18 protein-coding genes are annotated in these 21402 nt (G+C 60.5%); 10 read left to right on the forward strand and 8 right to left on the reverse strand.

Annotated features, from left to right (window positions below; all coding sequences use genetic code 11):
* Positions 1–55 precede the first annotated feature (55 nt).
* The 3 genes from ilvD (at position 56) to ompA (ending at position 4919) form a co-directional block, all read left to right on the forward strand.
* Positions 56–1897 carry a dihydroxy-acid dehydratase gene (gene ilvD / locus M2367_RS15035; RefSeq protein WP_259237147.1) on the forward strand — a complete coding sequence of 614 codons (1842 nt, stop codon included), beginning with the start codon at positions 56–58 and terminating at the stop codon, positions 1895–1897.
* Positions 1898–2001: 104 nt separating this feature from the next.
* Positions 2002–3522 (forward strand): threonine ammonia-lyase, biosynthetic, encoded by a 1521-nt coding sequence (gene ilvA, locus M2367_RS15040; RefSeq protein WP_259237148.1) that lies wholly within the window; start codon positions 2002–2004, stop codon positions 3520–3522.
* 254 nt (positions 3523–3776) lie between these two features.
* Positions 3777–4919 (forward strand): porin OmpA, encoded by a 1143-nt coding sequence (gene ompA, locus M2367_RS15045; protein WP_259237149.1) that lies wholly within the window; start codon positions 3777–3779, stop codon positions 4917–4919.
* A gap of 113 nt (positions 4920–5032) precedes the next feature.
* Here ompA and M2367_RS15050 read toward each other — a convergent pair whose 3' ends face one another.
* Positions 5033–5431, reverse strand: a complete 399-nt coding sequence (locus tag M2367_RS15050) for an HPP family protein (protein ID WP_259237196.1) — start codon at positions 5429–5431, stop codon at positions 5033–5035.
* A 150-nt stretch (positions 5432–5581) separates the two neighbouring features.
* On the opposite strand from M2367_RS15050, the gene M2367_RS15055 reads away from it, so the two are divergent.
* The 3 genes from M2367_RS15055 (at position 5582) to M2367_RS15065 (ending at position 7847) form a co-directional block, all read left to right on the forward strand.
* Positions 5582–6190 (forward strand): TetR/AcrR family transcriptional regulator, encoded by a 609-nt coding sequence (locus M2367_RS15055; protein WP_224432915.1) that lies wholly within the window; start codon positions 5582–5584, stop codon positions 6188–6190.
* Entirely contained in the window at positions 6187–6933 is a 747-nt protein-coding gene (locus M2367_RS15060) for an SDR family oxidoreductase (RefSeq protein WP_259237150.1), read from the forward strand. The genes M2367_RS15055 and M2367_RS15060 overlap by 4 nt, the downstream gene beginning before the upstream one ends.
* Positions 6934–7124: 191 nt before the next feature.
* On the forward strand, positions 7125–7847 hold the full coding sequence (locus M2367_RS15065) for a head GIN domain-containing protein (RefSeq protein ID WP_259237151.1): 723 nt from the start codon (positions 7125–7127) through the stop codon (positions 7845–7847).
* A gap of 122 nt (positions 7848–7969) precedes the next feature.
* Here M2367_RS15065 and M2367_RS15070 read toward each other — a convergent pair whose 3' ends face one another.
* From M2367_RS15070 to M2367_RS15080, 3 genes are all read right to left on the reverse strand, one after another.
* Positions 7970–8476 carry a DinB family protein gene (locus M2367_RS15070; protein ID WP_259237152.1) on the reverse strand — a complete coding sequence of 169 codons (507 nt, stop codon included), beginning with the start codon at positions 8474–8476 and terminating at the stop codon, positions 7970–7972.
* Between the two features lie 92 nt (positions 8477–8568).
* Positions 8569–9411 (reverse strand): S-formylglutathione hydrolase, encoded by an 843-nt coding sequence (gene fghA, locus M2367_RS15075; RefSeq protein ID WP_224431714.1) that lies wholly within the window; start codon positions 9409–9411, stop codon positions 8569–8571.
* Positions 9412–9482: 71 nt separating this feature from the next.
* A complete protein-coding gene (locus M2367_RS15080; protein ID WP_259237153.1) occupies positions 9483–10610 on the reverse strand; it encodes an S-(hydroxymethyl)glutathione dehydrogenase/class III alcohol dehydrogenase in 1128 nt (375 codons plus the stop codon).
* 133 nt (positions 10611–10743) lie between these two features.
* On the opposite strand from M2367_RS15080, the gene M2367_RS15085 reads away from it, so the two are divergent.
* Positions 10744–11649, forward strand: coding sequence for a LysR substrate-binding domain-containing protein (locus M2367_RS15085; RefSeq protein ID WP_259237154.1), 906 nt, complete (start codon positions 10744–10746; stop codon positions 11647–11649).
* Between the two features lie 65 nt (positions 11650–11714).
* Here the strand turns inward: M2367_RS15085 and M2367_RS15090 are convergent, their stop codons facing one another.
* The 4 genes from M2367_RS15090 to M2367_RS15105 form a co-directional block, all read right to left on the reverse strand.
* The gene (locus tag M2367_RS15090) at positions 11715–12680 is read right to left on the reverse strand and encodes an ABC transporter permease (protein ID WP_042039878.1); all 966 of its coding nucleotides are present in this window, start codon (positions 12678–12680) and stop codon (positions 11715–11717) included.
* A gap of 114 nt (positions 12681–12794) precedes the next feature.
* A complete protein-coding gene (locus M2367_RS15095; RefSeq protein ID WP_224431717.1) occupies positions 12795–13913 on the reverse strand; it encodes an ABC transporter permease in 1119 nt (372 codons plus the stop codon).
* An 85-nt stretch (positions 13914–13998) separates the two neighbouring features.
* On the reverse strand, positions 13999–15579 hold the full coding sequence (locus tag M2367_RS15100; RefSeq protein ID WP_259237155.1) for an ABC transporter ATP-binding protein: 1581 nt from the start codon (positions 15577–15579) through the stop codon (positions 13999–14001).
* Between the two features lie 146 nt (positions 15580–15725).
* A complete protein-coding gene (locus tag M2367_RS15105) occupies positions 15726–16724 on the reverse strand; it encodes a BMP family protein (protein ID WP_042039880.1) in 999 nt (332 codons plus the stop codon).
* Positions 16725–17245: 521 nt separating this feature from the next.
* Here M2367_RS15105 and uvrD point away from each other — a divergent pair.
* From uvrD to M2367_RS15120, 3 genes are all read left to right on the forward strand, one after another.
* The gene (uvrD, locus tag M2367_RS15110; RefSeq protein WP_259237156.1) at positions 17246–19417 is read left to right on the forward strand and encodes a DNA helicase II; all 2172 of its coding nucleotides are present in this window, start codon (positions 17246–17248) and stop codon (positions 19415–19417) included.
* Positions 19418–19584: 167 nt separating this feature from the next.
* Positions 19585–20256 (forward strand): hypothetical protein, encoded by a 672-nt coding sequence (locus M2367_RS15115; RefSeq protein ID WP_259237157.1) that lies wholly within the window; start codon positions 19585–19587, stop codon positions 20254–20256.
* A complete protein-coding gene (locus M2367_RS15120; protein WP_259237158.1) occupies positions 20249–21382 on the forward strand; it encodes a DUF262 domain-containing protein in 1134 nt (377 codons plus the stop codon). The genes M2367_RS15115 and M2367_RS15120 overlap by 8 nt, the downstream gene beginning before the upstream one ends.
* The last annotated feature ends 20 nt before the right edge of the window (positions 21383–21402 follow it).

Genomic DNA, 21402 nt, shown 5'->3' on the forward strand with positions numbered 1-21402 from the left:
GGTTTCGCATCATTAATTTGCCCAGTTGGGCCCATGTATTCAGGGAGTAGAGACAATGCCGAAGTTGAGATCCGCCACCACAACCCACGGACGTAACATGGCCGGTGCCCGCGCCCTCTGGCGTGCCACCGGCATGACAGACGAGGACTTTGGCAAGCCCATCATCGCCGTGGTCAACTCCTTCACCCAGTTTGTACCGGGTCACGTGCACCTCAAGGATCTGGGCCAGCTGGTGGCCCGGGAGATCGAGGCCGCGGGCGGCGTTGCCAAGGAGTTCAACACCATAGCGGTCGATGACGGCATCGCCATGGGTCACGGCGGCATGCTCTATTCGCTGCCATCCCGCGAGCTGATCGCCGACTCCGTGGAGTACATGGTCAACGCCCACTGCGCCGACGCCATGGTCTGTATCTCCAACTGTGACAAGATCACCCCGGGGATGCTGATGGCGGCGCTGCGCATCAACATCCCGGTGATCTTCGTCTCCGGCGGCCCCATGGAGGCGGGCAAGACCAAGCTCTCCGATCAGATCATCAAGCTGGACCTGGTGGATGCCATGATCCAGGGGGCCGATCCCAAGGTCTCCGATGCCCAGAGCGATCAGATCGAGCGCAGCGCCTGTCCCACCTGTGGCTCCTGCTCCGGCATGTTCACCGCCAACTCCATGAACTGTCTGACCGAAGCCCTGGGGCTCTCCCAGCCGGGCAACGGCTCCATGCTGGCGACCCACGCCGATCGCGAGCAGTTGTTCAAGCTGGCCGGTCAGCGCATCGTCGCTTTGGCCAATCGCTACTACCAGCAGGATGACGAGAGCGCCCTGCCGCGCAACATCGCCACCAAGGCGGCGTTCGAGAACGCCATGGCCCTGGACATTGCCATGGGCGGCTCCACCAATACCGTGTTGCACCTGTTGGCGGCGGCCCAGGAGGGGGGGGTGGACTTCACCATGGATGACATCGACCGCATGTCCCGCCGGGTGCCCCAGCTCTGCAAGGTGGCGCCGTCCACCCAGAAGTACCACATGGAAGATGTGCACCGCGCCGGTGGCGTGGTGGCGATCCTGGGTCAGCTGGAAAAAGCCGGTTTGGTGCACGGCGATACCCGCAACGTGCTCGGCACCAGCTTGCTCGAGTTGCTGGAGCGCTATGATGTGAGCCGCACCCAGGATAAAGCGGTGCATGATTTTTACCGCGCAGGCCCGGCTGGCATCCGCACCACCAAGGCGTTCAGCCAGAGCTGTCGCTGGCCCGAGCTGGATCTGGACCGCGCCGAAGGCTGCATTCGCTCCCTGGATAATGCCTACAGCCTGGAGGGTGGCCTGGCCGTGCTCTCCGGCAACATCGCCCTGAACGGTGCCATCGTCAAGACTGCCGGTGTCGATGAAGAGAACCTCTGCTTCCGCGGCCCCGCCCGGGTGTTCGAGAGCCAGGACAGCGCCGTGGCGGGCATTCTGGACAGCACCGTCAAAGCCGGTGAGGTGGTGGTGATCCGCTACGAGGGCCCCAAAGGCGGCCCAGGCATGCAGGAGATGCTCTACCCCACCACCTATCTCAAGTCCATGGGGCTCGGCAAGGCGTGCGCCCTGATCACCGACGGTCGCTTCTCCGGCGGCACCTCGGGGCTGTCCATCGGTCACGTCTCCCCGGAGGCGGCCTCCGGCGGCACCATAGGGCTGGTGGAGGATGGCGACATCATCAACATCAATATCCCGGCCCGCACCATGGTGCTGGAGGTGGCTGACAGCGTGCTGGCCGCTCGCCGCGCCGCCGCCGATGCCCGTGGCTGGAAGCCGCTGAACCGCCAGCGCCAGGTCTCCTATGCCCTGCGCGCCTACGCCATGCTCGCGACCAGCGCAGACAAGGGCGCGGTGCGCGACTTAAGCAAGCTGGAGGAGTGATCATGACGATGATGACGAATCATTTATGCAAAGTGCCGCTCGCCTCTGTCTATGCCGACAAGGGGTTGGTGTGGCGCGATCTCAGCAAGCTGGAGGGGTAAGCCATGGTCTCTGCGGCTGATTATCTACGCAAGATACTGCTCTCCCCGGTCTATGAGGCGGCGCGGGTGACCCCCTTGCAGACGTTGAAGAAGCTCTCCGAGCGGCTCGGCAACCATGTCTCCCTCAAGCGGGAAGATTTGCAGCCGGTGCACTCCTTCAAGCTGCGCGGTGCCTATCACAAGATTGCCACCCTGAGCGCCGAGCAGAAGGCCCGTGGTGTGGTGGCGGCCTCGGCTGGAAACCATGCCCAGGGGGTCGCCCTGTCGGCGGCCAAGCTCGACATCAATGCCATCATCGTCATGCCCAAGACCACGCCGGACATCAAGATAGATGCGGTGCGGGCCCAGGGGGGCAATGTGCTGCTGTTTGGCAACAGCTTCGACGAAGCCTACGCCGAGAGCCGTCGTCTGTCGGAAACCGAGGGTTATACCCTGATCCCGCCCTTCGACGACGTCGAGGTGATCGCGGGCCAGGGCACCATCGGCAAGGAGTTGCTGGAGCAGGACACTCACCTCACCCATGTGTTTGTCCCCGTGGGCGGCGGCGGCCTGGCCGCCGGGGTGGCGGTCTATATCAAGCAGCTGCTGCCAAATGTGAAGGTGATAGGGGTGGAAGCCGAGGGTTCCGCCTGCCTCAAGGCGGCGCTGGAGGCGGGCGAGCCGATCAATCTGGAGCGGGTCTCGCTGTTTGCGGACGGGGTGGCGGTCAAGCGCATCGGCACCGAGACCTTCCGGCTCTGCAACCAGTATCTGGACGAGGTGGTCACCGTCTCCAACGACCAGATCTGCGCGGCCCTGAAAGACATCTTCGACGACTGCCGCGCCATCGCCGAGCCATCCGGTGCCCTCTCCCTGGCGGGGCTCAAGGCTTACAGCGAGCGGGAGCAGGTCAAGGGTGGCCGGATGGCGGCCATACTCTCTGGCGCCAACGTCAACTTCCACAGCCTGCGTTATGTGTCGGAGCGCTGCGAGATAGGCGAGAAGCGCGAGGGCATGCTGGCGGTGACCATACCCGAGCGCAAGGGGGCCTTCCTCGACTTTTGCCGCAACCTGGGATCGCGGATGGTGACCGAGTTCAACTACCGTTACTCCGATGCCGAGCAGGCCTCGCTGTTTGTCTCGGTGCGGCTCACCGGCGGTGACGAAGAGCTGAGTCAGATAGAAGCCCATCTCAATGGCAACGGTTACCCCGTGGTCAATATGACGGACAACGAGCTGGCCAAGAATCATGTGCGTTACATGATTGGCGGCCGCCCTGCGCGGCCCCTTGGTGAACGGCTCTACAGCTTTAAGTTCCCGGAGCAGCCGGGCGCCCTGATGCGTTTTCTGGAGACCCTGGGCTGCCGCTGGAACATCAGCCTGTTCCACTATCGCAACCATGGCGCCGACTATGGTCGGGTGCTGTGCGCCTTCGAGCTGCCGGACGAGGACGTGGCCGCCTTCCACGACTACCTGCGCGAGCTGGGCTACGGCTGGAAAGAGGTGAGCGAGGATCCCGCCTACCGACTGTTCCTGGCGAACTGAACCCGGGGAACCCCATGAGCAAGAGCGGGAGGCACAGGCCTCCCGCTCTTTTTTGGGCCAGCCGCCACCTTGACCGCACGGGGACATGCTTTGTTTGTCAGCCAGTTCACACTCTGGGAGATCTGGTCGTTTGAGACCCGCTGCAGATGGGGTAGGCTGGTGACGGCGGCCCTGTACGGCGCCCGGCATCATGGCCTGGATAGCAGCCGTGACGCCTGATCCCAAGACAGATGACTCACGGAAGAGGCACCCACATGACAAAATCCCTGCTAGCTGCCCTGATTGGCTGCGCATGCATGACAGGTCAGGCCCAGGCTCAGGCCCTCGATAACAGCTGGTATCTGGGGGGAAAGGCCGGTTGGTCCCACTTCTACGGGGTCGATTACGACGGTCAGATCAAAGATATCGTCGATCTTGTCGAACCGGACAAGCAGGAGAGTGACCTGGGGCTGGGTGGCTTCATTGGTTATCAGTTGAACCCGAATCTGGGCTTTGAGCTGGGTTATGACTGGCTAGGCAAGTACCAGCTGGACAAGTCCGCCTCCCAGGGCACCGAGTCGGCCAGGATCGATGGCGAAGCCAAGGCGCAGATGGTGCAGGCCACCATGAGAATCAGCCTGCCTGCCACCCCGGCGCTGGACATCTATGGCCGTTTGGGCGGCGCCTACGCCTGGACTGAAAGCGCCTTCTCTGCCAGCTATCAAGACACTGCCAATCCCTCCAGCAATGCGTCATCTTCCAGTACCGGGCACAAGTACCATGGCGCAGCCTTCGTCGGCGCCCTCGGCGCCGAATACGCCTTCAATCCCAGTTGGGCGCTGCGCCTCGAATACCAATACACCACCCCCCTTGGCAATACCTCCCCTGGCGAGTCAGGCATAGAGCTGGATAACGGCCTGTTCGCCCTGGGGCTGGTCTACCGCTTCGGACAGGGGGAAGAGGAGGTGGTGGCGGCCAGTCCGGCACCGGCCGCGGTCGTCCCCGCCACCGTCATCATGCAGCAGCGTTTCACTCTGAGTTCGGATGTACTGTTCGAATTCAACAAGGCGAGCCTCAGGCCCGAGGCCAACCAGGCGCTGGACACCCTGTTCCAGCAGATAGTGGCGGCCAACCCCCAGGACGGCATAGCAACAGTGGTGGGTCACACGGATAGACTTGGCGCGGATGACTACAACCAGAACCTGTCCGAGCTGCGTGCCCGTTCCGTAGCCGATGCGCTGATCGGCCGTGGCTGGCCGGCAGAAAAGATGCAAGTGGAAGGGCGGGGCGAGCGGGAACCCATCACCGCCAACCAGTGCAACAGTGGCAGCAAGTCTGAACTCATCGTCTGTCTGGCGCCGGATCGCCGGGTCGAGATCAAGTTGAACGGCGTTGGCGAGGGGTCGCCGCAGTCGTGACTTGCCGCTGTCCAACCCCCGGCGCCGTTAGCTCTGCATCAAGTTAGCAGGGTTAAAAATCAGCAGAGACAAAACAGGGAGGCCAAGCCTCCCTTTTTGCTGCGTGGTCGGCGTCAGGCCAGGGCCGCAGCTGGCTTGCGGCTCAGCCGACGATATCCAGTGGCGATCAGTATCAACAGCAGGGCGCCGGGCAGCACCGTCTGCCAGAGGAAGGGCCAGGGCTGGGCCGTGAGCAGCACCAGCAGCGGATTGGCACCCGCGGGGGGATGTATCAGCCCCAGCCCTTGCATCAGCACGATGGCGAGCCCCACGCCGAGGGCCAGCTTGATCTCCAGTGGCAGGGGCAACCCCTGCACCAACAGACCCACTGCGGCGGCGAGCAGGTGACCACCCAGCACGTTTTGCGGGCGCGCGAGCGGGCTCTGTGGCAGGGAGAACAGCAACACGCAGCTCGCCCCAAAAGGTGCCATCAGCAGGGGCAGCTGCCAACCCAGATCCAGCCAGCCAAGCAGGGCTATGGCCAGACTGGCCCCCAGTCCCGCCAGCAAGGCGTTTTGCCATCGTTTCCATTCCATCTCTGTTCTCCTGATGTGTTGCGGGTGCCTTGACCCAGGTTGAGACATTAGGTAGACAGATCGGTGTACTTCAAGGGGAAATAGCTGATGAGCGAGAAACGGCAGCAATTGATGGCGACCGCCTACCGGCTGTTCAACCGCCATGGCTTTCACGCCACCGGCATAGATCGCATCTGGGCAGAGGCGGGCAGTACCAAACGTACCCTCTATCGCCACTTTCCCACCAAGGATGCCCTGATCGAAGCCGTCCTGACGGCCCGCGATGTCGAATTCTTTGCCCTGCTCGACACCAGACTGGCCGGTGTCTCCGGCCGGGAGGCCAGGTTGGAGGCCCTGCTCGATGGTTTCGCCGACTGGTTTGGCCGCAGTGATTTCTACGGCTGCAACTTTATCAATGCCAGCGCCGAGTTTGGCGATCCGCGCCACCCGGTACGCAAGCTGGTGGCGGCGCACAAGCGTGCCCTGCTGCTGTGGGTGAGTCAGAATCTGGACTGTGATGAGCAGGTCGCGACCAGGCTCTGCCTGCTGCTGGAGGGAGCGGTCGTGATGGCGCACAGCTATCAGCAGGCTGAGGCGTTGAGTCAGGTTCGCCCCCTGGCATGGGCCCTGCTCGGCCAGTCCCTGGGGGAAACAGGGCCATGTCATGGCAGGATGGCAAACAAGATCAATGAGTTAACGACAAGGAGTCCAGAATGAGCAAGGTGGCACTGATCACGGGGGCGAGTCGCGGCATAGGGGCCGCCACCGCCCGGTTATTGGCGCAGCAGGGGTACCGGCTCTGTCTCAACTATCTGCGCGAAGCGGCCCGCGCCGAGGCGCTGGCCGAAGCGTTGAGGGCTCAGGGGACCGAAGTGATCACCATAGGGGCCGACCTCGCCGAGGAGGGGGAGGTGGTGCGGCTGTTCCAGACCCTTGACGCGCACTTCGGCGGCCTCGATGCCCTGGTCAACAATGCGGGCATCTTGCTGCCCCAGAGCCGGGTCGAAGATCTCGACGCCGCCCGCATCAACCGCTTGTTGACCACCAATGTCACCAGCCAGTTTCTCTGCTGCCGGGAGGCGGTGCGGCGCATGTCCCATCGCCACGGTGGCCGGGGTGGCGCCATCGTCAACGTCTCCTCGGCGGCGGCCCGGCTGGGCTCGCCCCATGAATATGTGGACTATGCCGCCAGCAAGGGAGCCATAGACACACTGACCCGGGGCTTGTCACTGGAGGTGGCGGGAGAGGGGATCCGGGTCAACTGCGTGCGGCCCGGCTTTATTTATACCGAGATGCACGGGGATGGCGGCGAGCCGGACAGGGTGGCCCGCCTGGCGCCCCAGATCCCCATGGGGCGCGGGGGTGAGCCGGTCGAGGTCGCCGCCGCCATTCGCTGGCTGCTGAGCGATGAGGCGTCCTACGTCACCGGTGCCTTCATCGATCTTGCAGGGGGGCGCTGAGGCGCGATCCCCCGCATGGGGTTGGTCAAGCTGACCGATTTGTGGTCTGTATGACTCTTTAATAGCCCATGGAATGCGACGGTTTAAGGGTCTTTTTTATATAAATCAGTCTGTTATGTTTTGGCATAAGGATTGCGATAAAGGGGCAAAGGAGAGGCCCATGGGGGCCCCTGGCAGCAAGGATGAACAAGATGAAACAGATAATGGCCATGGTACTGGCATTGGGACTGGCGGGGTGCAGCTGGCAAGACGATGAGATAGTGCGAGGCCTGGGCTCCCCGGTCGTTCAGCAGCTGCCCCTTGGCGACAGGATCGACAGCATATTGGCCGTGGTGCCAGCGGACATCACCCTGGTGCCCGGCACGCAGCGCGGGATCCGGTTGGAGGGGCAGGAAAATCTCTTGCCCTATCTGATCTTCAGCGAGAGTGGCCGCAAGCTGGAGATAGAGGTCAAGGAGGGTTACCGCCTCGACCCCGGCGAGCGACTCAAGGTGACCATCACGCTGCCTGCCCTGCGGGCATTGGCGCTGGCGGGCAGCGGCCGGGGCGAGATCGGCGCCTTCGAGGGAGATGAGCTGAGCCTCTCCCTGGCGGGGTCGGGGGGGATCCGCGCCAACCGACTGGCGATGAAGCGCCTGGAGGGCAACATCGCCGGCTCAGGGGATCTCGAGCTGATCCAGGGTCATGCGGACAGCCTCACCTTCAACATCGCTGGCTCCGGCGGCATAGAGGCTGCGGAGCTGGTGGCACGGGAGGTCGAGATCAATATCGCTGGCAGCGGAGATGTGGCGGTACATGCCGCGCAGAGGCTGACAGCTACCATCGCCGGTTCCGGCAACATCGACTACTGGGGGAGCCCCGAGATAGAGAGCGAGATCCTGGGGTCGGGACAACTGGTGCGCCAGGGCGGCTGAACGCCAGGCTGGATGTCGATGCAACAGGGCCCTGACGGGCCCGTTTCGTTTATTGTGCCTGCCCATCAGGGGAAGGCGAGTCCTGCCTGCGTCGTCCCCCTGCCCTGTGGCTGCATGGCGGCTCAGGCGAGGGGAAGCTGCAGCTCCCTGTCGGCGTTGAGCCGCATCAGCAGCCACTGCATCCCGGCGAGGTGCTGGTGGTCATGACTGACCAGCAGGCGCACCAGGCCATCGAGGGTGATCTCCCCATAGTTGCCATAATGGGCCCGTCGCCCCCAGGCCGAGGGGGGCAGCCCCTGGAGCCAGGTGACTGTGTGAGTGCGGGCGGCGCGAAAGCGGGCCAGTTGCACGGCGGGATCCTGATGGGGATAGTCATTGTCCTGGGCCAGCTGATAGCCATCGAGGGACGCCAGCTCGGGCCGGGTCTCCTCCAGGGTGCGCATAAAGCGCACCTGATAGCCTTGGGTCTCTATGTCCAGCAGGTGGCAGAGGTGGCCCAGAGCCGAGAAACGCTCGGAGGGGATGCCGGCCCAGTTGGCCGGCTCCCAGTTCAGGTACTCGGCGGGGATGTGGCGCAGCAGGCGGTCAAACTGATCCGGCATGGCCGATAGCGTGGCGAAGATAGACATTCTGAACTCCTGTTCTGTGATGCTCCATTGGGTCGTGAGCAAGCGGCTATCCAATCAATGGCTCAGGCCCGGATGGGGCCTGAGCATGATAGTCACTCGGTCAGATGCTCGGCGTGAAAGCGCAGGTGCGCTTCGATGAAGCTCGCCACGAAGAAGTAGCTGTGATCGTAGCCAGCATGACGGTGCAGTTCCAGAGGCCACGCTTTGGCCTCGGCGGCTTCCGCCAGGGCATCGATACCGAGCTGCTCGTCGAGGAAGGGATCGTCCAGGCCGACATCGACCCGGGTGGGCAGCGCCTGGCAATCATGATGACGCAGCAGCTGGCAGCTATCCCACTCCTGCCACAGCAAGGGGTTGTTGCCGAGATAGGCACCGAGGGCCTTCTGGCCCCAGGGGCAGCGACTCGGGTGGCTGATTGGGCTGAAGGCCGACACCGAGCGGTAGCGGCCCGGCTCGCGCAGGGCGGCGATCAGGGCACCATGACCTCCCATGGAGTGACCGCTGATGGCGCGGCGATTCGAGATGGGGAAGTGGGTCTCGATGAGGGCGGGCAGCTCCCGGGTGACGTAGTCATACATCTGGTAATGCTCGCGCCAGGGGGACTGGGTGGCGTTGACGTAAAAACCCGCGCCCTTGCCGAGGTCGTAACCGGCATCGTCGGGCACCTGTTCACCCCTGGGGCTGGTGTCCGGTGCCACCAGGGCGATGCCCAGTTCGGCGGCGATGCGCTGGGCACCGGCTTTTTGCATGAAATTCTCGTCGGTGCAGGTGAGCCCCGAGAGCCAGTAGAGCACGGGTACCTTCTGGCCGGTCAGGGCCTGAGGCGGCAGATAGACGGCGAAGCGCATCTCGCAGCCGAGCAGGTTCGATTCGTGACGATACTGCTTGTGCCAGCCATCGAAGCTCTTGTTGCTGGCGATGATATCTAACGACATCTGGGATCTCCTGCGCCATGGGGCGCCTGGGATGAACGAATAGGGGCGGGGATGACCCCGCCCCTGCTGACTCAGTAGTGGATGACGGTGCGGATGCTCTTGCCTTCATGCATCAGATCGAACGCCTCGTTGATCTGCTCCAGCGCCATGGTGTGGGTGATGAAGTCATCGAGACGGAACTCACCCTGCATGTAGCGCTGTACATAGCTCGGCAACTCGCTGCGACCACGCACGCCGCCGAAGGCGCTGCCGCGCCAGACTCGGCCGGTGACCAGTTGGAACGGACGGGTGCTGATCTCCTGACCGGCCCCGGCCACCCCGATGATGACCGACTCGCCCCAGCCCTTGTGGCAGCACTCGAGCGCCGCGCGCATCACCTTGACGTTGCCGATGCACTCGAACGAGAAGTCGACGCCGCCGTCGGTCATCTCGACGATCACCTCCTGAATGGGCTTGTCATAGTCGTTCGGGTTGATGCAGTCGGTGGCGCCGAGCTTGCGGGCAAGCGGAAACTTGCTCTCGTTGATGTCGATGGCGATGATGCGACCGGCCTTGGCCAGACGGGCGCCGATCACGGCGGAGAGGCCGATGCCCCCCAGCCCGAAGATGGCGACGCTCTCACCCTCTTTGACCTTGGCGGTGTTCATCACGGCGCCTATGCCGGTAGTGACGCCGCAGCCGAGCAGGCACACCTCTTCCAGGGGCGCGGCCGGGTCCACCTTGGCGATGGAGATCTCGGGCAGCACAGTGTATTCGCTGAAGGTGGAGGTGCCCATGTAGTGATAGATGGGCTGACCATTGCAGGAGAAACGGGTGGTGCCGTCCGGCATCAAGCCCTTGCCCTGGGTGGTGCGGATCTTCTGGCACAGGTTGGTCTTGCCGGATTTGCAGAACTTGCACTCGCCGCATTCGGGGGTGTAGAGCGGGATCACGTGATCGCCGACCTTGACGCTGGTAACGCCCGCGCCGACGGATTCGACGATGCCGCCCCCCTCATGGCCCAGGATGCAGGGGAAGACCCCTTCCGGATCTTCACCGGACAGGGTGAAGGCATCGGTGTGGCAGACGCCGGTGGCGACGATGCGTACCCGCACTTCACCGGCCTGGGGCGGCATCACCTCAATCTCTTCGATGGAGAGGGGCTGACCCGGACCCCAGGCGATGGCGGCCTTGCACTTGATGCTCTGTACCTGTGCCATAAAGACTCCTCTGGTTGTGCGCGTTGGCGGATGAAATAAAAAGAGGGTCTGCTGACCCGAACCTCAGTGTAGTTTCCCGCTGATTTGGTGATAATGGGGTCAAATATCAAATCACTTTTACACATAGGTAATAATGTTCGGTTGGGAAGGGGTCTGTGAATTTGTCAGCGTGGCGGAGCAGGGGGGCTTTACCCCGGCGGCCAGAGAGCTGGGGGTGTCGGTGGCCCAGGTCAGCCGTCAGGTGGCGCAGCTCGAAGACAGGCTGCAGGCCAAGTTGCTGCTGCGCACCACTCGTCAGGTGCGGCTCACCGAGCTTGGCGAGATCTATTACCGCCACTGCCGTCAGCTGCTCGACAACCTCTACGAAGCCGAGCTGGCCCTGGGACGGCATCAGGCCCAGCCCCAGGGGTTGCTGCGCATCACGGCCCCCGTCTCCTATGGCGAGAGCCGCATCGCCCCCCTGGTCAACGACTTCATGGTGCGCTACCCGGCCCTGGAGGTGACCCTCAACCTCACCAATCAGCTGCTGGATCTGGTGCACGATGGTTACGATCTGGCGATCCGGCTCGGTCACCTCAAGGATTCGAGCCTGGTGGCGCGCCGTCTGGCAGGGCGGGTGCCCTATGTGTGTGCCTCTCCGGGCTACACGGCGAGTCGGGGCATGCCCAACAGCCTCTCGGAATTGAGCCGCCACACCTGCCTGCTCGGCAACGGTGACGAGTGGCACTTCACCCTGGATGGCCGCCCGTACAGCGTGCGGGTGCGCGGCCTGCTCAAGTGCAACAGCGGCCATGCCCTGATGGATGCGGCCCTCAAGGGGATAGGCATAGTGCAATTGCCCGATTACTACGTCAGCGATCACCTGGCCGCCGGTCGCCTCATCGAGTTGCTGCCCGAGATGCGGGCCCCCGAAGAGGGGATCTGGGCCCTCTACCCGCAGAATCGTCACCTCTCCCCCAAGGTGCGACTGTTGGTGGACTATCTGGCCGAGCGGCTCGACCAGCCCAGCCAGCCTTCCCTGGCACCGCCCATCGGCTGAGTTGCTCCCACAAGAAAGGGCCCTGATGGGCCCTTTCTTGTGTCGGTTGTGTGGGATGTGCGCGGCTATTCTCGCTCCTTCACATAGGGGGTGCCGAGCGCCTTGGGGGCCACTGCCTTGCCGATGAAGCCGGCCAGCAGGAACACGGTCAGCACATAGGGTAGCGCCTCTATGGCCTGCACCGGGATCGGGAAGTCACCGATGCTGACCCCCTGCAACCGGATGGCGACCGCGTCGAGGAAGCCAAACAGCAGACAGGCCGCCATGGCACTCCAGGGGCGCCACTTGCCGAACACCAGGGCGGCCAGCGCCATGAAGCCCTTGCCCGCGCTCATGTTGGGGATGAACTGGGCGGTCTGGGCCACCGCCAGGTAGGTGCCGCCAATACCCGCCAACAGGCCGCCGATGATGAGCGCCGTGTAACGCATCTTCACCACTGAGATACCAGCGGTATCCACGGCGGCCGGGGCCTCGCCCACCGCCCGCAGCCGCAGGCCGAAGCGGGTACGGAACAGCACCCACCAGGCCAGGGGCACGCAGGCAAAGGCCACGTACTCCAGCAGGGAGTGGCCGCTCAGCAGCTCGCTGTAGAGCTGGCCGATGACGGGCACGTCATAGAGCTCCTTGGCGTAGGGCAGGTCGATGGGGGCGAAGCGGGCCGCGCCGGACAGCGCCGGGGTCTGGCCGCCCTGATCGAACCAGTAACGGCCGAGGGTGACGGTCAGACCGGCTGCCAATATGTTGATGGCCATGCCGCTCACCACCTGATCGCCGCGATGGGTGATGGTGGCAAAGCCGTGCAGCAGGGCAAACAGGATGGCGACGCCAGCCCCGGCGCCCAGGCCTATCCAGGCGGAGCCTGAGACAGCCGCCGCCGCGCCACTGGCGAAGGCGGCAGCCAGCAGCTTGCCCTCCAGGGCAATATTGACCACACCGGCGCGCTCGCAAAACATCCCCGCCATGGCCGCCAGGATCAGCGGCGGCGCTGTGCGGATGGTGGCGTCCAGCATCAATATCAGTGTCTCAAACATGATGTGGACTCCCTTCGACTCGCAAAACATGTCTGTCATTCATGGCCGCCAGGATCAGCGGTGGCGCGGTACGTATGGTGGCGTCCAGCATCAGGATCAGTGTTTCAAACATGGTCAGACTCCCTTGACTTGCGCGGTGGAGCGGTTGGCAATGGCCAGATAGGCCTGCTCGATGCGCGGGCGCAACATGTGCTCCAGGGCGCCGCAGAACAGGATCACCAAGCCTTGCAGCACCACCACTATGTTGCGATCCACCCCGAACTCGAAGCTGAGCTCGGCGCCTCCCTGATAGAGGAAGCCGAACAGCAGACTGGCGATGATGACGCCGACCGGATGGTTTCGGCCCATCAAGGCCACCGCGATGCCGGTGAAGCCGAAGCCTTCCACGAAGTTGAGCTTGATCTGGTGCAGTTCCCCCTGCAGCACGTTGAGGGCGAAGAAGCCCGCCAGCATGCCGGAGATCACCATGGCCAGGATCACCACCTTGGGATAGGAGATGCCCGCATAGGCGGAGGCCGAGGCGCTGGCGCCCACCGCACGGATCTCGTAACCCCAGCGGCTATGCCAGATAAAGACCCATACCAGGGCCGCGCAGATCAGCGCCCAGAAGAAGCTGATGTTGAGGGGGCTGGTGGACATCTCAATCCCCATGCCCGCCGCCAGCTCGCTCATCTTCGGCAGCCAGCTGTTGATGGCGAACACCTTGCTCTCGGTGGCCATGGAGCCCGCCGGTTTGAAGACATCGACCAGCAGGTAAGCCATCAGAGAGGCGGCGATGAAGTTGAACATGATGGTGGTGATGACGATGTGACTGCCCCGCTTGGCTTGCAGCCAGGCCGGGATGAAGGCCCAGGCTGCGCCAAACAGGCCACCGGCGATGATGGCCAGCGGCACCAGCAAGATAGGTGGCAAGAGGTCGCCGAGCAGCAGGCAGACCAGCCCGACCCCCAGGCCGCCGATATAGGCCTGCCCCTCACCGCCGATGTTGAACAGCCCGGCGTGGAAGGCCACCGCCACCGCCAGACCGGTGAAGATGAAGCCGGTGGCGTAATAGAGGGTAAAACCTATTCCCTCGCCGGTGCCAAAGGCGCCGTACCACATGATCTGGGCGGCCTCGAGGGGCTTGATGTCCAGGTAATAGAACAAGATGGCGGAGACCAGGAAGGCCAGCCCTATGTTCATGACCGAGAGGACGCCGACCGATACCCAGGCCGGAACGCGTTGTTGACTCATGATTGGCTCTCCTTGCCGGGGATCTCGTCGTGGGCAGTGATGGTTGTCATCATCAGCGCCACCGCTGTGGGGGCGAATGCGGGTCTCATGGCGTGGCTCCCTGGGGTTGGCTTGCCGCCACCTCATCGGGAACGATATTCGCCATCATCAACCCTATGGTGCGCTCGTCCGCCGTAGCGGCATCCAGCTCGCCGACCAGACGACCATCGCTGATCACCAGGATGCGATCCGAGAGGGAGAGGATCTCGTCCAGCTCCACCGACACCAGCAGCACCGCCTTGCCCTGATCGCGCATGGCGATGATCTGCTGGTGGATGTACTCGATGGCACCAATGTCCACGCCCCGGGTGGGCTGGCCAATCAGCAGCACATCCGGATCCTGTTCCACCTCCCGGGCTATCACCAGCTTTTGCTGGTTGCCGCCGGAGAAGTTGGCGGTCTTGTGATCCGGGCTCGGCGGGCGCACGTCCCACTTGTCCATCTTGGCCTGACAGTCCTGACGGATGGCCCCCTTGTTCTGCAGCCAGCCCCTGTTGTAGAGGGGGCGCTGGTGATAACCGAGGATGAAGGCCTCCTGGGCGTCGAAGCGGTTGATGAGGCCCATCTTGTGTCTGTCTTCCGGCACATGGCCCAGGCCATAGTCGCGTACCTGCTCCGGGCTTGCCGGGTGCTGGCTGTCGATGTGATGGACCTGGCCCTTGCCATCCAGAGTGAAGCTGCCCTGGCTGGGTTTGAGGATGCCGCCGAGCAGGCTGAGCAGCTCGGACTGGCCATTGCCCGAGACGCCCGCCACGCCGACCACTTCCCCGGCCCGCACCGCGAAGCTGACCGATTTGAGCCGTTCGACCCCGGCCTCATCGCGATAGCTGAGGTTGTCGACGCGCAGCTTGGGTGCGCCGGGCTGGGCCGGGCCCTTGTCGACCTTGAGCCGCACCTTGCGACCCACCATCAGCTCGGCGAGCTGCTCCTTGTCGGTGTCCCTGGTCGCAACATGGGCGACCATCTCGCCCCGGCGCATGATGGAGACGCTGTCGGTAATGGCCAGGATCTCCCGCAGCTTGTGGGTGATGAGCATGATGGTGGTGCCCTGATCCCGCAGCTTTTTCAGCACCTCGAACAGGTGATCCGCCTCTTGCGGGGTCAGCACTCCGGTCGGTTCGTCGAGGATCAGGATGCGGGCGCCGCGATAGAGCGCCTTGAGGATCTCGACCCGCTGTTGCAGGCCGACCGGCAAATCTTCAACCTTCTCGTGCAGGGGCACTTCCAGGCCATAGTCCCGGGCCAGCTCACCGAGCAGCTTCTCGGCCGTCGCCAGGCTCTTGCCCAGGTGCCAGCCGTTCTCGGCGCCGAGGATGACGTTTTCCAATACCGTGAAGTTGTTCACCAGCATGAAGTGCTGATGCACCATGCCGATACCGGCCGCGATGGCGTCTTGGGAGCCATGGGGGCGGAAAGGGGAGCCGTCGACCAGCATGTCGCCGCGATCGGCATGATAAAAACCGTAGATGATGCTCATGAGCGTCGATTTACCGGCGCCATTTTCGCCGACGATGCCATGAATGCTGCCTTTTTGAACCTGCAGGTCGATCTGCTTGTTGGCGTAAACCTCGCCAAACCGCTTGTCGATACCGCGCAATTCGATGGCGTAGCGATCTGTCTGGTCCATGATGCAGTCCTTGCTAATCATGAAAAGTCTGCGCCCGCGCCCGGCGGTGCGGCTATCCATAGCCAGCCTGTGCCAGGGTGAAGGAGAGACTGAAAAACCGGCCCGCGAACGGGCCGGTGGTGGGGTGTCGAGTAGCTAAGGAACGATCAGTAGTTACAGGTGCTGTCGCTCATGTAGTCATGCACCTTGACCTTGCCGGCGATGATGTCGGCCTTGATGGCATCCGCCTTGGCTTTCATCTCGGGGGTGATCAACGCCTCGTTGTCTTTATCCAGCGCCCAGTCCACGCCGCCCTCGGCCAGCCCCAGGGACTGAATGCCCGGCTGCCAGCTGCCCTTGGCGCCATCTTCCCAGGTCTTGTAGGCGGCCAGACCGACCGACTTGACCATGGAGGTCAGCATGGTGCCCGGCTGCAGGTGGTTCTGGTTGGAATCCACGCCGATGGCCAGCTTGCCTTCGTCCTTGGCGGCCTGATAGACGCCGATCCCGGTGCCACCGGCGGCGGCATAGACCACATCGGCGCCTTTGGCGAACTGGGACTTGGCGAGCTCGGCACCCTTGGCCGGATCGGCAAAGGCCGCCGGGGTGGAGCCGGTCATGTTCTGGAACACCTCGACCTTCGGATTGACGTATTTGGCACCCTGCTCATAACCGCACTCGAACTTGCGGATCAGCGGGATGTCCATGCCGCCCACGAAGCCGACCTTGCCGGTCTTGGAGGCCATGGCTGCCAGGGCGCCGACCAGGAAGGAGCCTTCATGCTCCTTGAAGACGATGGATTGCACGTTCGGCTTGTCGACCACCATGTCGATGATGGTGAACTGCACGTTGGGGAACTCGGTGGCGACTTTCTCGACCGCCGAGCCCATGTTGAAACCAACGGCGACGATCGGGCTGTTGCCACGGCTGGCCAGACGGCGCAGACCCTGCTCGCGCTGGGCCTCATTCTGGGGTTCGAACTCCTTGACCTTGACGCCCTTGTCCTTGTTGTAGACTTCGACGCCGTTGCGGAACACGGCTTCGTTGAACGACTTGTCGAATTTGCCTGCGGTGTCATAGATGACGGCGGGTTGGGAAGCTGCCTGGGCCGAGAGAGCGGCCAGGGTGAAGGCGGCCACGCTGGCCAGTTTGAGTACCTTAGTCACGATCTTATCCTTGATTGTTATTGAGGGTCCATGGCCTGCCGGTGCAGGCGCCAGTGCACGCAGGCTAACTGTAAGTGAGTGGGCATGGGGGTCAAGGCGTGCGTAACAGAAAAACGTTTGCGCTAACGATTTGAAACATAAGAGAACTGCTTTATAAGTTGTTGTTTATAAGCCTTTTTATGGTTTTTTGTGCTGAATTTATCCAGCCTCAAATGACATTTTGATTACAAATCATAGGGTTGTGCGCAAGCGTTTTCCCCCATTGGCTCGATAGCAGGTTTCTATTGATTCCCATTTGACCCATTTCCGGCGTTTTTACCAGGGAGGCTCATTGGTTGAGATCCGTGGTGCATGGGAGCCAGCATGCAGATGGAAGGGGATGGCGACGGCCAAGGGGATCCCGTGAGGGGCTGCGCCTGTGGGGCCGATGGGGGCATGTCAGCGGAGGACATGCACGCCGATTTGGCCTGAGCCCACACAAGCCGTATAATCCCTGCCTGTATAAATAAACAGGAGTGGTGATGGACGTTTCGACCCTGCTCGACGGGCTCAACGACAAGCAAAGAGATGCCGTTGCGGCGCCCCGTAGCAATCTGCTGGTGCTGGCCGGTGCCGGCTCGGGCAAGACCCGGGTGCTGGTGCACCGCATCGCCTGGCTGATGCAGGTGGAGCGTTGTTCACCCTTCTCCATCATTGCGGTGACCTTTACCAACAAGGCGGCCGCCGAGATGCGTGGCCGGGTCGAGAAGGTGATAGGTGACGGGGTGCGCGGCATGTGGATAGGCACCTTCCACGGCATCGCCCACCGCTTGCTGCGCGCCCACCATCTGGACGCGGGCCTGCCCCAGGATTTCCAGATCCTCGACTCCGACGACCAGTACCGCCTCATCCGCCGGGTGCTCAAGGCGCTCAACCTCGACGAGAAGCACTGGGCCCCCCGCGCCGTGATGGGCTACATCAACGGCAAGAAGGATGAGGGGTTGCGCCCCGGTGACATCGACCTCTACGGCGATCCCGTCACCCGCACCTACCAGCAGATCTACAAGACCTATCAGGAGACCTGCGATCGCTCCGGGCTGGTGGATTTTGCCGAACTGCTGCTGCGCGCCCACGAGCTGTGGCTCAACCGGCCCCATGTGCTGGAGCACTACCGGGATCGCTTCCAGAATATCCTGGTGGACGAATTCCAGGATACCAACGGCATCCAGTACGCCTGGCTGCGCATGCTGGCAGGCGAGTCCGGCCGGGTGATGATAGTGGGTGACGACGATCAGTCCATCTACGGCTGGCGCGGCGCCAAGATAGAGAACATCCAGCGCTTCCTGACCGACTATCAGGGGGCGCAGACCATACGGCTGGAGCAGAACTACCGCTCCACCGCCAATATCCTCAAGGCCGCCAACAGCGTCATCGCCAACAACTCAGACAGGCTAGGCAAGGAGTTGTGGACCGAGGGGGCTGATGGGGATCCTATCTCTCTCTACGCCGCCTTCAACGAGGTGGACGAGGCCCGCTTCGTGGTCGGTCGCCTCAAGGACTGGAAGGAGAAGGGCGGCCTGCTCGCCGATTGCGCCATCCTCTATCGCTCCAACGCCCAGTCCCGGGTGCTGGAAGAGGCGCTGATGCAGGACGCTATGCCGTACCGCATCTATGGCGGCCTGCGCTTCTTCGAGCGTCAGGAGATCAAGGACGCCATGGCCTACCTGCGCCTCATCAACAACAGAGGCGACGACGCCAGCTTCGAGCGGGTCGTCAACACTCCGACCCGGGGCATCGGCGAGCGCACCCTGGAGATATTGCGGAGCAACGCCCGGGATCGTGGCCTCAACCTCTGGCAATCGGCCCGCACCCTGCTCGATGAGAAGGTGCTGACCGGTCGCGCCGGCAACGCGGTGCGCGGTTTCGTCGAGCTGGTGGATGCGCTGGAGGAACAGGTCTCCCTGCTGCCCCTGCATCAGCAGGCGGACATCGCCATCCAGCACTCCGGCCTCAAGGCCATGTATCTGGCGGAAAAAGGCGAGAAATCCCAGGCACGGGTAGAGAACCTGGACGAGCTGGTGACCGCCTGCCGTCAGTACAATCGCCCGGACGAGCTGGAAGAGATGAGCGATCTCTCCGCCTTCCTCGCCCATGCGGCGCTGGAATCCGGCGAGAATCAGGCGGACGAATACAGTGACGCGGTGCAGCTGATGACACTGCACAGCGCCAAGGGCCTGGAATATCCCCTGGTGCTGCTGGTCGGTGTGGAGGAGGGGATGTTCCCCAGCCAGCAATCCACCGAGGAGTCGGGGCGGTTGGAAGAGGAGCGGCGCCTCTGTTACGTGGGCATGACCCGCGCCATGGAGAAGCTCTACATCTGTTATGCCGAGAGCCGCCGCATCTACGGCCGCGAGATGTTCCACAAGCCGAGCCGCTTTATCCGCGAGATGCCTGCCGAGTGCCTCGAAGAGATCCGGCTGCGCACCCAGGTCAGCCGCCCCACCCAGTACGGCCGCTTCAGCCAGAACGAGGTGCAGCAGAGCTTCGACGCCAGCGGCATCAAGCTCGGCCAGCGGGTGCTCCATCCGAAATTTGGCGAAGGGATAGTGCTCAACTTCGAAGGGGTCGGCCAGCAGAGCCGGGTGCAGATCCAGTTTGACGACGTCGGCGCCAAGTGGCTGGTGACGGCGTATGCGAGATTGGAAGCGCTGTGATTTCTTATGCCTTTTGAAATAACCAACCCGGCTTAGGCCGGGTTGGTTTTATATAAAATTTAAAATTATTTCTATACATGCTCAACATAGGAGCATGGAACCTATTGAAACTTACCTCTAATCGTTAATATAATCCAGTATCTTGTTATGATAGGCTCTTCATAATTATGGCTTTAGTATCAGATGGTTTGAAAGGTGATTTAATAAGTGACATGTCACTTGAAAGAGTATTTCAAAAACATGTGATTGATGGTGCAAGTTATTTTTTTAAAAGTGCACGCAGTAAAATTGATGACGAATATCAACTTAGGCATGAGTTAGCAGACTGTTTAGATATAAACATAAATGATGTCATCATTGTCGGCTCAGCGAAGCTTGGTTTTTCCATAAAGACAAAACAGCTAATCCCTTTCGACTATTCATATGAAAGCACATCTAATAAAAGACTGCGTTCAGATATAGATATCGCAGTTGTGAGCAGAGAGCTTTTTGGGAAAATAACCAAGGATGTTTTTTCTCTTTCTCGACGTTACGATCCACACTGGATTAATGAAAAGTGGCTTTTAAATCAGTACTATCAAGATGCCGAAAAGCTACGAAAGCCAATATTCAGCAGCTATTGCGAATACGTTTCAAAGGGCTGGATTAGACCAGATTATTTGCCACTAGAATATCAAAAAGATGCTCCATGGAAAAAGGTAATAGAAGAGTGGAGAGAAAAACTCGAGTACAGAAAAATATCGATCGGAATATATTCAGAGTGGTTTTATCTAAAAAATTATCAAATCAAAGGACTTGAAGTTCTTCAAAATAATATAAAGGGGTTGCATTATGTCTGATACAAACACAGGAAAACTAGGTAGTAGCATACCGGCCAACAACCAAAAAATCATTGAGATATATAATAAGATACGAAGCAGTCAATTAGTTGTAAATACAGAATACCAAAGAAAACTCGTATGGAAAAAACCACACAAAATTAAATTCATTGACACTATTTTGAACAACTACCCTTTTCCTGAGGTGTATTTTTCCCAGGGTAATATTGATCCTGATTCATTAGTTCTAGTTGATGAAATTGTTGATGGCCAACAAAGACTAATGACAATAAAAGATTACATTGAATGTACAGATGTATTTTCACCCGATGGTTCCTTGTCTATACCTCGCTTCAATGAATTAGACCCGGATACAAAAAAGTCATTTCTTAACTATGAGATATCAGTAAGATATTTGAAAAATGTTACGCTAGAGCAAGTACGTGAGATTTTCCAAAGAATCAATAAAACTGATTACTCTCTGAATGTAACAGAGAAATTAAATGCACAGTATGGATATAGTGAATTCATCTGCTTCGCGAAACAAATGATCGGTGAAGATATCGATGTAGAAGGCTTAACCTACATCATGAGTCAAGCTGATAAGGACTTCTTTGTTAACTTCTTTCTTGGTCAAGATGGTCAACAAAGCATTTTCAGTGATAGTGATATATCCAGAATGCAAGCCCTACAATATATCATGACACTGGTTGCAACCATATGCCATGAGGAATATTTCAGCCGAAATACAAAAACCAATGAATTCATTAAGGTTTACAATGATTACTTTCCTCAAGCCGAGGAAACATGCTCAAAAATGCGACATGCGATTGATTTCATTCAGTCCATGGAAATAGCTAGAATTAGTCGATGGTATAATAAAGCCTCTTTATTCTCACTTATCGTGGAATTAGCAGATACTGACCTTGGCAAAATTAACGCAGGCTCTTTTTCGGGGATATTAAATAATCTTGAGAAAAGAGCACTTTATACTGAGCTAGGTATATCCGACAACAGCACTAAGCCACTAACTAGTGCGGAACTAGAGTTCTTCAACTTATCTCGTGAAGCTGTAAACGAAAAGCTTTCCCGAGAGAAAAGGGGAGAGTTTATTCGTGGTTTGATTAGCATGGCGAACATTGAATAAGAATATATATTCAGGCGTAG

The organism is Aeromonas sp. BIGb0445 (genome assembly GCF_024809075.1).
GTDB lineage: Bacteria > Pseudomonadota > Gammaproteobacteria > Enterobacterales > Aeromonadaceae > Aeromonas > Aeromonas rivuli.